Origin of the sequence: Streptomyces sp. URMC 127 (assembly GCF_051386535.1) — a bacterium.
Lineage (GTDB): Bacteria > Actinomycetota > Actinomycetes > Streptomycetales > Streptomycetaceae > Streptomyces.
The window spans coordinates 37,799-50,108 of the sequence record NZ_JBPQTW010000008.1; the positions used below are offsets into that span (position 1 = coordinate 37,799).

Here is a 12,310-nt window from a genome sequence, read left to right on the forward strand (position 1 = left end):
TCAGCTCAGCGGCGCGCGCAGCGAGCTCCTGCCCTCTTCCCACGCGCCGAGCAGGTGGTCGGTGAGGCGGTCCTCCAGCCACAGGGTGGCGGCGATGCCGAAGGCGACGTCCGGCCCCAGTCCGGGCTCCCCGGCGAGCAGGCCGCCGATGAACTCGTGGCGTACGAGCTGCTCGTGCACCGCGTCCGCCTCGACGTGCTCGGTGTAGAAGCCGACGGCCGCCGGCCCGGCGCCGAGGCGCTGCAGCGCCCGGGCGAGCCTGCGGGAACCGGGCGGGGAGGTGCACTCCAGGACGGCGAAGTGCCCGGCCAGGGCGCCCCTGCGGGCCCGGTGCAGTCCCAGGAGCGACATCAGGTTGACCGTGGCGAGGGTCACGGCGGGGACGGCGTGCGCGTAGTGCCCGTAGGCGTCGTCCAGGTCCAGGTCGCGCATGAGGGCCGCGAACAGCTCGGCGTGCACCCGCTCGGCGCGGCCGGCGCCGAACTCCTCGTATTCGACGGTGACGAACGCGGCCTTGGCCCGGCCCGTCAGCCGGGGGATCATCCACGCGTGGGGGTCGGCCTCCTTGAGCTGGTAGAGCGAGCGGTGGACGGCGTACTCGCGCATGTGCCACCACTCGCCCCGGTGCTGCAGGAACCGTGAGACGTCCGGGCCGCCCGCCCGGTCCAGGACCAGTTCCTCCAGGGCCGCCGCGGCGTTCCCGGTGCCCGGGGCGTCGGCGCGCAGGGCGGCCAGGAAGCGCCGCTCCAGGACCTGGCGCAGGCCCAGCAGGCCGGGGTCCCACTCCCAGCCGTCGTCGACGCCCTCCCAGCCGCGGTAGTGCAGCTCGTAGCAGAGGTGGAGGGCGAGCTGGACGTCGTCTCCGTAGACGTCGGCGCGCTCGGCGAGCGCCCGGCCGGGAAGCCGTCCGCTGCCCGGCTCGCGGGCGAACGCCTCGGTCAGCGCCGCGGTGAGCTCGCCGCGGGGAGGCGGGCACGCGGCCGCGCCGGACCGCCCGCGCTGCGCGTCGCCGCGCGTGAGCGTTCCCGGCGCCCTGGTGCCGGACGGGTCGGCCATGGTTGCTCCCTCCCGTGTGCCCAGGGGGCTATTCCCCGGATTCCCCGGTCTTCTGCTGCATCCGCACGCGCACGAACTGCAGCAGGTCGGAGCAGGCGAGCGCGGTCAGCGTGGCCGACGCGAGCCGCGTCGCGCGCGGCGCGAAGACCATCCCGGCGGCGATCCCCGTGGAGATCCACATGCCGGTGCAGAAAGGGCAGGTCAGGAGCTCGCCGATGGCCTTGCGCGCGCCGGTGCCGCGTACGTCCTCCGCCAGTTCGGCGGGGCCCTCGACGCCCCGGTAGCGGGCGAACGGCGCGCGCAGCGGACTGGTCACCGGGTCCTTGGCCAGCAGCCGGGACAGCCGGTGGGTCGCACCGGCGCACAGCACCACGTCCCAGGGGGCGGGGTCCGGCAGCTCCCGGCGGGTGAGCCGGGCGACCGCCGCCAGGGCCGCGATCCCCCCGACGTAGACGCCCATCGCCCCGACGTAGGCCCCCAGCGGGTGGTCCTCGCCGCTGGTGTAGGCCTCGCCTTCCTCTTCCAGGTTCTGCCGCAGACGGCCACGGGCGTCGTCAGGGCTCGGCATGCGTGCGTCCCTTCTCCATGCGTGCGTCCCTTCTCCGCGGGTACGGGCGTATCCGGCACCGGGTTACCGGCTTCCGCGTCCGCAAACCCCTCCCGCCCCGGCGGTTCGCACAGGCCGCCGGACGGCGGGCGCAGGGGGCCGGCGGGCGGCAGGCGTAGGGTGAGAGACACATGAGCGGAGGGACACGCCATGCGCCTTCGCACCAGCGACCCCAACAGGCCGGGGCACCGCCGGGTGCGCCGAGGGCGGGGCTTCGCCTACCTGGACCGGCACGGCGACCCGCTGCCGGCCGCCGAGGCGGAGCGCATCCGCGGGCTGGCGATTCCGCCGGCCTGGCGGGAGGTGTGGATCTGCCCGTGGCTCAACGGTCACCTGCAGGCCGTGGGGACGGACGCGGCCGGACGCCGCCAGTATCTGTACCACCCGGCGTTCCGCGCGCAGCAGGAGGCGGCGAAGCACGAGCACGTCCTGCGGGTGGCCGAGTGCCTCCCCGCGGTCCGGCGCACGGCCGGGCGGCACCTGGGCGAGCGGGGGCTGGCCCACGACCGGGTGCTCTCCTGCGCGGTCCGCCTGCTCGACCTGGGGTTGTTCCGGGTGGGTTCGGACGCGTACGCCCAGGAGCACGGCACGTACGGGCTCACCACCATGCTGAGCGAGCACCTGACGTGCCGCCGGGGCGAGGTGACCTTCGCCTATCCGGCCAAGGGCGGTCAGCACCGCGTGCAGGCCGTGGCCGATCCGGACGTCTGCCGCACCCTGGCCTCGCTGCACCGCCACCGGCGGCCAGAACAGCGGCTGTTCGCCTACCGGCGGCGCGGCGGCTGGTGCGAGGTGGACAGCGACGAGCTCAACGCCTGGCTCCGGGAGCTCGCCGGCCTGGACGTCACGGCCAAGGACTTCCGGACCTGGCACGCCACCGTCCTGGCGGCCGTCGCCCTGGCCGTCTCCGAGCCCGTGGCCCGGGCGCCGGAGGCCGCACGGCGGCGCGCCGTCGTGCGGGCGGTCAAGGAGGTCGCCGTCTATCTGGGCAACACCCCTGCGGTGTGCCGGTCCTCCTACATCAACCCGCGGGTCTTCGAGCTCTACGAGGACGGCGTCACGGTGGCCCCGGCCCTCGGTGAGCTGGGCCGGGGCGTGCCCTGGGGGGCGCCGGCCACGCAGGGAGCCGTCGAGGAGGCCGTGCTGCGCATGCTGGCGCAATGAGCGCCCGGCCCCCGCCTGCGGCCGGTTGCCGCGGGCGGGGCCCGGCCGTCTAGCGGTTCGGCTCGGCCGCGCTGATGTCGCCCAGGGCGGAGCCCCGGTCGCGTTCGACCGCCAGGTCGCCGAGCGAGACGATTCCGACGGCCCGGCCGTCCTCGACCACCGGCAGCCGGCGGACGGTGTGCTCGCGCATCAGGCGCACCGCGTCCTCGGCCGCATCGTCCGGGGTCACGCTGACGAGTTCCTCGCTGCACGCCTGGTGGACGGTCCGTTCGCCCGGGTCGCCGCCCTCGGCCAGGATCCGCACCACGAGGTCCCGGTCGGTGACCAGGCCGCGCAGCCGGTCCCCGTCGGTGACGAGGACGGCTCCGATGTCCTCCTCGCGCATGCGCCGGGCCACTTCGACGACGGATGTCTGCGGCCCCACGGCCACGGGGACGTTCGACATGATCTCGCGGATCTTCCGGCCCATCGGGTGGTCCTCCTGTCGTGTCCGTACGGGTGCCGGGGCCTCGCCCGAGGCCGCCGGCGCCGTCAGTTCAGCAGTCCGGGGCGGTAGGGGAAGCGGTGCTGCTCCAGGGCGGTGACCAGGGCGTCGGCCAGGGCGTCGGGCGTCGCCGTGCCGTCGGCCGTCAGGATGCCGTACGAGGCGGCCGACTCGCCCATGACGACCTCTTCGGGCAGCTTGGCCGCGGTCAGCAGGCGCGTGCCCTCGCCGAGGACGGCCAGCGGCTTGCCGTGGCGGTAGGCCTCCTCCACGAACCGCACGGCCGCCGGGTCGGCGGCGAGCGCGTCCACGGCTTCGGTCCCGTCGGGGACGAGCACGGCGTCGTAGAGGACGGAGGCCATGGTGGGCAGCGCCCGGTCGACCGTCACCGTCCCGCCGCCCGCGGCCGGGACCTCGCCGTCCTTGGCCGCCAGGACCTCCACGATCAGGCCCGCGCCCGTCAGCCGCTCGCGGACGGCCTCGATCTGGGCGGCCTGCGTTCCGGGGGCGGCCAGGACGGCGAGCTTGCGGGTCCGGGCGCCTTCGCCGCGCAGGTTCTCCTGGCTGAGGGCGGGTGACGCCGCGCTGGTGATGCCGTCGACGGGCTGGGGGGCGGGCAGGCCCAGGCCGTCGGCGACGGCGGCGGCCAGCTCGCCGTTGACGTGGGCCAGGTTGCCGACCATGCGCTCGCGCACCGCGGCCGTCTCCACCTTGCCCAGTTCGAAGCGGAACGCCTCGACGATGTGGCGCCGTTCCCAGTCGGCCATGCTGTTCCAGAACAGGGCGGCCTGGCTGTAGTGGTCCTGGAAGCTCGGGCTGCGCTCCCTGATCTTCTGCCCCTCCACCCGTTCGGCGTAGTGCCGGAACACCCCGGCGCCGCCGCCGGCGCCCGCGTGCGCGGGGCAGCCGCCGCCGAGCGAGTTGGGGAAGTAGTTCGTGCCCGGGTGGATGATCTGCTGCCCGAAGCCGTCCCGGTGGTTGTGGTTGACGTCGGCGACGGGGCGGTTGACGGGGAGCTGGCTGAAGTTCGGCCCGCCCAGCCGGATCAGCTGGGTGTCGAGGTAGGAGAAGTTCCGTCCCTGCAGCAGCGGGTCGTTGGTGAAGTCGATGCCGGGGACGACGTTCGCCGTGTGGAAGGCGACCTGCTCGGTCTCGGCGAAGAAGTTCTGCGGGTTGCGGTTGAGGACCAGTTTGCCGATCGGGCGGACCGGCACCTGCTCCTCCGGGATGATCTTCGTGGCGTCGAGCAGGTCGAAGTCGAAGGCGAACTCGTCCTCCTCCGGGACCAGCTGGACGCCCAGCTCCCACTCCGGGTACGCGCCCGACTCGATGGACTCCCACAGGTCCCGCCGGTTGAAGTCGGGGTCGCGGCCCGCGGTGATCTGCGCCTCGTCCCACACGAGCGAGTGCACGCCCAGGACGGGCTTCCAGTGGAACTTCACGAACGTGCCGCGCCCGTCGGCCGTCACGAACCGGAAGGTGTGCACCCCGAAGCCCTGCATCATGCGGAAACTGCGCGGGATGGCCCGGTCCGACATGAGCCACATCAGCATGTGGGTGGTCTCGGGCTGCAGGGAGGCGAAGTCCCAGAACGTGTCGTGGGCCGATGCTCCCGTCGGCATCTCGTGCTGCGGCTCCATCTTCACCGCGTGCACGAAGTCGGGGAACTTGACGGCGTCCTGGATGAAGAACACCGGCATGTTGTTGCCGACCAGGTCGTAGTTGCCCTCGCGCGTGTAGAACTTGGTGGCGAAGCCGCGTACGTCACGGACGGTGTCGGCCGAGCCGCGCGGCCCCTGGACGGTGGAGAACCGCACGAAGACGGGCGTGCGGCGGCCCGCCTCGGCCAGGAAGTCGGCGCAGGTGTACTCGCTCAGCGACGCGTACGGCTCGAAGTAGCCGTACGCTCCGGCGCCGCGGGCGTGGACGACGCGCTCGGGGATCCGCTCGTGGTCGAAGTGCGTGATCTTCTCGCGGTTGTGGAAGTCCTCCAGGAGCGTCGGCCCGCGGGTCCCGGCGCGCAGGGCGTTGTCGGTGTCGTCGACGCGTACGCCCTGGTCGGTGGTGAGGGCGTCGTGCTCCGGTGCGGCACGGAAGCGCGACAGCTGTTCGTCCTTCGGGTCCTGCTCTGCCGGGCTGCCCCGGTGTGACGGCTCGTGGTGGGCGGACACGTCAGCACTTCCTCTCGCCAGGGTGGGGAATCGACCCTTCCGTCCCGGCCGGGTGCCCGCGAGCGCGGAGCCGAAACAGCGGGCGCCGGGGATTGTTCCCCCGGTCTCGCCGCCGCTGCGCGGCCGTCGTTTCAGTAGTCCCTACGTTGTTGCACGGGATGAGCGAGCCATTCGTAGGGTTGGCTCACCCAGGGGTGCCGGGTGTGGCTCTCAGTAGTCTGCCGACCGTGTGGCTGCGTTCGATTGGCCGCCCGGCACCCCCTGACGACTCGGCTGCTGATTAGTAATTGCGAACCGATCGCTGAGTAGGGACTGGCCAGCGAGGTCGTCTGCGGGACCTGCATGCAAACGATCTGTGGAGAGCGCGTGACAGTGATCTGGGCCGGTATCGACGCCGGCAAGGGCCATCACCACTGCGTGGTGATCGACGAAAGCGGCAGGCATCTTCTGTCGCGTCGTGTGGCCAACGATGAAGAGGAACTGCTGCGGCTCCTTACTGACGTCTTTGCCCAGGGTGAAGACGTGACCTGGGGCATCGACCTTGCCGATGGCGGCGCCGCCTAGCTCGCGGCCCGCCCTGGTCGATCTGCTTCTCAGCCATGGGCAACACGTGCTCTATATCCCCGGCATAGCGGTCAACCGAGCCTCGGAGGGCTACCGGGGCGAGGGGAAGACCGATGCCAAGGACGCGGCGATCATCGCCGATCAGGCCCGGATCCGCCGGGACCTTCAGGTTCTGCGGCCTGGTGATGAACTCGTCGTTGAACTCAAGATCCTCACTCGTCACCGTCGAGACCTGGCAGACGACCGCACCCGTATGATCAACCGCCTGCGAGGTCACCTCACCGGGATCTTCCCCGGCATGGAACGGGCCCTGGATCTGACCAATGTAGGCCCATTGATATTGCTCACCGGCTATCAGACACCGGCGGCCATCCGCCGAGCTGGTGTCCGCCGTCTGGAAACCTGGCTGCGCAACCGCAAGGTCCGCGGCGCCGCGCAACTGGCCACGGCCGCCGTGGAGGCTGCCGAGCGCCAGCAGACCAGTGTGTTCGGGGAGAAGCCGACAGCCCAGCTGGTGCACACCCTGGCGAAGGAGGTGATGCGCCTCAACGGGCAGATCGCCGACATCGACAAGCTCATTGAGGCCCGGTTTCGCGAGCACGGGGACGCGAAGGTGATCACGAGCGTGCCCGGCATCGGACCACTGCTCGGTGCCGAGTTCCTCGCGTCCACCGGCGGAGACATGGCCCTATTCGGCACCCCAGACCGCCTGGCCGGCTTCGCCGGCGTGGCCCCAGCCCCACGCGACTCGGGCCGTATCAGCGGCAACCTGCGCCGGCCCAAGCGATACAGCAGAGGTCTCCAACGCGTCTTCTACACCTCCGCGTTGATCAGCATCCGCTACTGCGATGAGTCCCGCCGCTTTTACGACCGTAAACGCGCCGAGGGTAAACGGCATACCCAGGCCGTGCTCGCTCTCGCCCGCCGACGAGTCAACGTTCTGTGGGCCCTGCTCCGCGACGGACGGTGCTACGAGCCGACACCACCCGTCACGGCAGCCGCTTGACAACAAGATTAGTAATCGAGCCCGGCGTACCACTCGCCCCGGCCCCGGGACGTGAGGTCGAGGACGTGCCACACCGGGCTCATCAGGTCGATGCCCCGCTGGTCGATGTCGTCGGCCATCCGGGGGTGTGCCGAGTAGAAGTGGCGCACCGTTCCGTCGTCGTCGCGGGTGAACACCGAGACGGTCGAGTCCTGGTTGCCCTCGGCGTCCTCGCTCCCGAGGTCGTACTTGAAGGTCCCGGTCCCGGCGCTGAGCAGGCGCAGGCCGGTCCAACCGCGCTTGCGGGCGTACGCGCGGAGCTCGGGGGTGCCCGCGGCGGCGACGACGGCGAAGTCCACGTTCTGGGCGATGTGGCGGGCGACGCCGTTGATGCCGTCGAGCCACATGGTGCACATGGGGCACGCCTCGGTCTGCCGCTTGCCGAACATGAAGTGGTAGACGACCAGGTCACGGCCGGGCCCGGTGAACAGTTCGCTCAGCCGGACGGTCGTCACCGGTGTGTCACCGGCCTGCAGGTCGGCGGGGCCCTCCTCGAAGACGTAGTCGTCGACGACGGGGCCGGGCGGCAGCCGGCGGCGCTGCTCGGCCACGCGCTCCCGGTGACGCATCAGCTCGATCTCGGCCTGCCGCAGCTCTTCCCGGGCCCGGACGTAGTCGGCCGGCTCGTCGCGGAGATTGGTCAGCCGCATGAGCGCCTCCCTGTGCTCTCGCCGCCATTGTCCGGTCGGGCGGCGAGCGCCGCCACGCGGCGGGGGAGGCTCTCCTCAGTGCTCCCCGGGCCGGTGGGCGTCAGTGCTCCCAGGGCCAGTGGGCGTCGCGGCCGTTCTCCAGCAGCGGCACCATGCGGAACGCCGCGTCGGTGAGACCGCCGAAGGTGTGCCGGTTGCCCGAGCCGGAGGGGCCGTGGCCGGGGCGGTAGCCGGCGAGGTTCCAGGTGTAGACGGGCACGTCCGCCGGGACCTGTGCGGCCGGGTCGCCCGCGCGGTGGTACGAGGCCTGCTCGTCGGTGACGATCAGGACCCGGTCGTGCCCGCGGTAGTGCCGGCGCACCGCTTCGGTGGTGTCGGTACCGCCGAGGCTGCCGAAGCGGCCCAGCACCTTGAGGACGGACTCGCCGCCGCGGTAGGCGACGGGCGCGCTGGTGGTGCCGAACTCGACGAGGTCGGCAGCGGCGGCGCGCATCGCCACGGCCGTGCCGAAGATCGCGGCGGCGTCGGCGCGGTTGAGCTCGGAGCGTTCGGACAGCGGGGACCACATGGAGCCGGAGCGGTCGACCAGGACCAGCGTCCGGCCCGGCAGCCGGGGCACGTTCGCAAGCGAGTGGCCCAGCGCCTGCTCCAGCGGATAGGCCCAGCGCAGCGACGGGGCGTGCTGGTACGCGGCGAGGTAGCGGAACGGGAACTGCCGGGAGCGGGCGACCTCCGCGGGGTCGGCGATGCGGGCCGCCACCTGCCGGGCGGTCTCGTCGCGTACGCCCGCCCGGTCGAAGTTCCGCAGGTTGCGGACCAGGGCCATGGTGCCCATGGACGGGATGACGGCCTCCCAGGCCGCCGCGTCCATCGGCCCCTGCAGCCAGCCCGCCAGCGCCTCCCAGGTCATGCCGGCCTCGGCGAGCCGCTCGGCGGCGCCGGGGCCGGTGACGAGGGCGCGCCGTTCGGCGAGGGGGACGGCCATCAGCGCGTGGTGGGCGCTGAGCGTGCGGTCCGTGGCGGGCGGCAGGGCGTCGTCGGGGTGGTGGCGGCGGTCGAGGGCGTACTGGAAGAGCTCGCCCTGCCACGGCTTGCCCGGGTCGGGAGCGGGGTGGACGAGGTTGAGGACGTCGCCGAAGCGGTAGCCCTTGGAGGCGGTGTCGTACTTGAGGAGGTTGCGGCCGGTGTAGAGGCGGCGCACGGCGTCGCCGATGCCTCGCTTGACGGGCTTGGGCACGTTGCGGCCGTACGTGGAGGTCCAGTACGCGAGCATTTCGCCGGGCTCGTCGGCGCGGCGCAGGACCGAGGCGACCACCTCGCGGTTGGCGGGGCCGTCCGCGGCACCGGCGGCGAGGCGGGCCTTGACGTACTCGGCGGCGCCGACGAGGGCGGCGGTGCGCATCTGCCCGTCGCCGCGCAGCCATCCCAGCAGGCCCGCGGTCCAGGACGGGTCCTCGACGGCGAGCTTGCGCACGAGCGCGGTGAACCGGTCGTCACGGCCGGCGGCACTCTCGTGGTGGGTCTGCTGGGAGACGAAGTTGTCCACCGCGAGCAGGAACAGCTCGGACCGCGCGTCCCGCACGTGCCCCGCACCGCCCAGGTGGGTGCGGGTGCGGCCGGCGGTGGTGACGGGCGAGACGGGACGGCCGCTGCCCTTGGGCGCGCGGGCGTTGAAGCGGGCCATGGGAATTCCCCCGAGTTCAAAGGGGCCGGCGGCATGGGTTTCGATCACAACGAAGCAGCCGCCGGCCCGCGCACCGGGAGGTGCGTGACATGCGTGAAGCAAGGTGTCCAGAGATCGAGGCGGCGGAACCGACAAGGTGCTCTGCCTGCTGAGCTACACCGGCCTGTGTGCCGGCGGCGGGACTCGAACCCGCGGCCTCCCGATTATGAGTCGAAGTAGGTCCTGCCTTCGCACCTGGACGCCGCCCACCCTAGGCGGGTGGGAGACCGCCGCGCCAAGGGTTTTCCGGCAGGGGGCCTACGGCGGTGTCGCGCCTCTGTCTTTCGGCAGAGCCGTGAATCAGCCCTGAGGCGCACGGTGCCGCCGCTCTTGGGCATTGATACTGGTCAGCGTGTCGCCCACTCGCCCGTTCCGCCGTCCCCTCCCCCGTAGTGCGCCCGGAATCCGTCCGGGCGGGGCTGCGGCCTCAGCGGCGGGGACGGTCTGCGTGGCGCTCGCGGGCCTGGGCGTGTGGGGCGCGGTCGCGAGCCTCGGACAGCTGCCCCACCCGTATCTGCAGCTGCCGGCGCTGGTCGCCGGTGCCGGGCTCTTCCCGCTGCGTCACCGCGCCCCAGCGGCCGTGCTCCTCGTCCTCGCCGTGCTGACCGGCCTGGCGTCCTGCGTGGGGCCGGTCGCGGCGGCGGCCGCGTACACGGTGGCGCGGCAGACGGCCCGGGCGCGGCGGCGCGCCCGGCTGCTGATCGCGGCGGCCGTGCTGCTCGTGGCGTGCGCGACGGCCTCCGCGCCCTGGCTGGGTCCGGGTCCGGTGCCGTACGGGCTGGCGCTCGGCCTGGTCCTCATGCCGACCGCCGTGGCCGTGCCCGGCCTGGTCGGCACGTCCTACGGTCAGCAGCGGCGTCTGGTGCAGGCGCTGCGCGAGCGCGGGGACGCGGCGGAGCGGGCCCGCCGGTTCGCCGACAGCGAGGCCCGCATTCACGAGCGGTCCCGCATCGCCGCCGAGATGCACGATCTGGTGGGGCACCGGCTGAGTCTCATCTCGCTGCACGCCGGCGGGCTGGAGCTGGCCCTGGAGCGGGCCGACCCCGGGCTGCGCGAAGAGGCCGTCCTGGTGCGGCGGACCACCCGGGACGCGATGCGCGAGCTGCGGCAGGCCCTCGGCGTGCTGGGGCCGCTGGGCCGGGACACCGGGCCGGAGGCCCTCACCGACGCCACCGGCACCCGCGCCGACATCGAGGCGCTGGTGGCGGAGTCCCGTGACGGCGGGGTCGCCGTACGGCTGGACTGGACGGGGCCGGACCTCGGCGCCCGCCCCGCGCCGGTGCGCCGCGCGGTGCACCGAGTGGTGCGGGAGTCGCTGACCAACGTGCACCGGTACGCGAGCGCGGCGCACGTCACCGTGACGGTGGTGCACGGCGACGAGACGGTGCGGGTGACCGTGCGCAACGGCGCTCCGCCCGCGGCCGCGGCCCCTGCCGGGGGCGTGGGCACCGGTCGCGGTCTCACCGGTCTCGGGGAGCGGGTGGCGCTGCTGGGCGGGACGTTCGAGGCCGCTCCCCTGCCGTCCGGCGGCTTCCGGGTCGACGCGACCGTGCCGGCCGAGCCCGGAGACGTCCCCGCACCCGGGCCCGGCACCGCAGGCGCCGGACCGGAGGCAGGCGAGGCCGTCACCGAAGGCGGTGCCGCGCCCGAGCGCCGCACCGCGCACGTGCTGACGCTCGCCCTGGGGCTGGCGGCGCTGAGCGTGCTGATGTTCCTCGGCACCCTGTTCGTGTACGCGACGGCGCCCCACCGGGACGCCGGACCGCGCCCGCTGCCCCGGGCCGGCATGACCTACGGCGAGGTGACGGCCTCGGGTGTCCAGGACAACGCGGCCGTCCGGGCCGCGGCCACCGGCCACGAACCGCCGCGACCCGCCGGCACGGCCGGCTGCATCTATCCGTTCAACGGCGCCACCGAGCGCCGCCCCGGCGCCCTGGTCATCGCCCGCTACTGCTTCGACGCCTCACAGCGTCTGACCGCCGTCGACCGTTTCACCGTCCCGTCGGTCCGGGACGCCGCACCCTGGGAGATTCCGTGACCGAGCCCGTCCGGCCGATCCATGTCCTGCTCGCCGACGACGAGACGATGATCCGGCACGGAGTGCGCCTGATCCTCCGCCACGCGGACGGCATCGAGGTCGTCGCCGAGGCCCCGGACGGACGGCAAGCCGTCGAGATGGCCGCCGCGCACCGGCCCGACGTGGTGCTGCTGGACATCCGGATGCCGGTGTGCGACGGGCTGGCCGCGATCGCCCCGCTGCTCGCCCTCGATCCGGCGCCGCGCGTGGTGATGCTGACGACCTTCGGCGACGACGACAACGTGGTGCGGGCGCTGCGGGAAGGCGCCGCCGGATTCCTGCTGAAGGACGAGGGCCCGCAGGAGCTGATCAGCGCCGTGCGGGCGGCCGCCGCCGGGGACGCCGTGCTCTCCCCGGGCGTGACCGGGGCGGTGGTCTCCCGGATGCTGCGCGCCGGTGAACCGCCGAGCCCCGGCGGCGCGCTCGCTGACGAGCGGATCGCCCGGCTCACCGGGCGGGAGCGGGAGGTCCTGGCGATGCTCGGCGAGGGCCTGTCGAACCAGGACATCGCCGCGCGGCTCGGCATCGGGACCGGCACGGTGAAGACCCACGTCGGCGCCATCCTGGACAAGACCGGTTCGGCGAGCCGCGTCCAGGCGGCGCTGCTGGCGCACCGGACGGGCCTGGCTCGCTGAAGCCTCCCGCGTTCCTCTCCCCTGGGGCAGATCTCCCCCGCCGGATCTCTGCCCTTCGGCAGAGGCGCGCGGGGGTGCCGCTGCCCTTTCGGCAGAGGCCAACTCCCGCCTCCAGCACGATGTTTCCGCAGCTC

General features: G+C 73.2%; 9 protein-coding genes and 1 pseudogene. 4 read left to right on the forward strand and 6 right to left on the reverse strand.

Annotated elements, in window-relative coordinates; all coding sequences use genetic code 11:
* Together ACSNOH_RS03985 and ACSNOH_RS03990 are read right to left on the reverse strand one after the other, a co-directional pair.
* Entirely contained in the window at positions 1–1,056 is a 1,056-nt protein-coding gene (locus ACSNOH_RS03985) for an iron-containing redox enzyme family protein (protein ID WP_436719762.1), read from the reverse strand.
* A gap of 28 nt (positions 1,057–1,084) precedes the next feature.
* Positions 1,085–1,624 (reverse strand): DUF1360 domain-containing protein, encoded by a 540-nt coding sequence (locus ACSNOH_RS03990; RefSeq protein ID WP_436719763.1) that lies wholly within the window; start codon positions 1,622–1,624, stop codon positions 1,085–1,087.
* A gap of 189 nt (positions 1,625–1,813) precedes the next feature.
* Here ACSNOH_RS03990 and ACSNOH_RS03995 point away from each other — a divergent pair, with 189 nt between their 5' ends.
* The gene (locus ACSNOH_RS03995) at positions 1,814–2,827 is read left to right on the forward strand and encodes a DNA topoisomerase IB (RefSeq protein WP_436719764.1); all 1,014 of its coding nucleotides are present in this window, start codon (positions 1,814–1,816) and stop codon (positions 2,825–2,827) included.
* Between the two features lie 49 nt (positions 2,828–2,876).
* On the opposite strand, the gene ACSNOH_RS04000 is transcribed toward ACSNOH_RS03995, so the two are convergent.
* Positions 2,877–3,296: a CBS domain-containing protein gene (locus tag ACSNOH_RS04000; protein WP_436719765.1), complete on the reverse strand. Its 420-nt coding sequence runs from the start codon at positions 3,294–3,296 to the stop codon at positions 2,877–2,879.
* Positions 3,297–3,358: 62 nt separating this feature from the next.
* Entirely contained in the window at positions 3,359–5,482 is a 2,124-nt protein-coding gene (locus tag ACSNOH_RS04005; protein ID WP_436719766.1) for a catalase, read from the reverse strand.
* 342 nt (positions 5,483–5,824) lie between these two features.
* Between ACSNOH_RS04005 and ACSNOH_RS04010 the strand changes: the two are divergent.
* Positions 5,825–7,052 (forward strand): annotated as a pseudogene (locus ACSNOH_RS04010) (IS110 family transposase).
* 8 nt (positions 7,053–7,060) lie between these two features.
* On the opposite strand, the gene ACSNOH_RS04015 reads toward ACSNOH_RS04010, so the two are convergent.
* On the reverse strand, positions 7,061–7,741 hold the full coding sequence (locus ACSNOH_RS04015) for a DUF899 family protein (RefSeq protein WP_436719767.1): 681 nt from the start codon (positions 7,739–7,741) through the stop codon (positions 7,061–7,063).
* A gap of 100 nt (positions 7,742–7,841) precedes the next feature.
* A complete protein-coding gene (locus tag ACSNOH_RS04020; protein WP_436719768.1) occupies positions 7,842–9,425 on the reverse strand; it encodes a TROVE domain-containing protein in 1,584 nt (527 codons plus the stop codon).
* Positions 9,426–9,912: 487 nt separating this feature from the next.
* Between ACSNOH_RS04020 and ACSNOH_RS04025 the strand changes: the two genes are divergently transcribed.
* Together ACSNOH_RS04025 and ACSNOH_RS04030 are read left to right on the forward strand one after the other, a co-directional pair.
* The gene (locus tag ACSNOH_RS04025) at positions 9,913–11,502 is read left to right on the forward strand and encodes a sensor histidine kinase (protein ID WP_436719769.1); all 1,590 of its coding nucleotides are present in this window, start codon (positions 9,913–9,915) and stop codon (positions 11,500–11,502) included.
* Positions 11,499–12,176, forward strand: coding sequence for a response regulator (locus ACSNOH_RS04030; protein WP_436719770.1), 678 nt, complete (start codon positions 11,499–11,501; stop codon positions 12,174–12,176). The genes ACSNOH_RS04025 and ACSNOH_RS04030 overlap by 4 nt, the downstream gene beginning before the upstream one ends.
* Positions 12,177–12,310 lie beyond the last annotated feature (134 nt).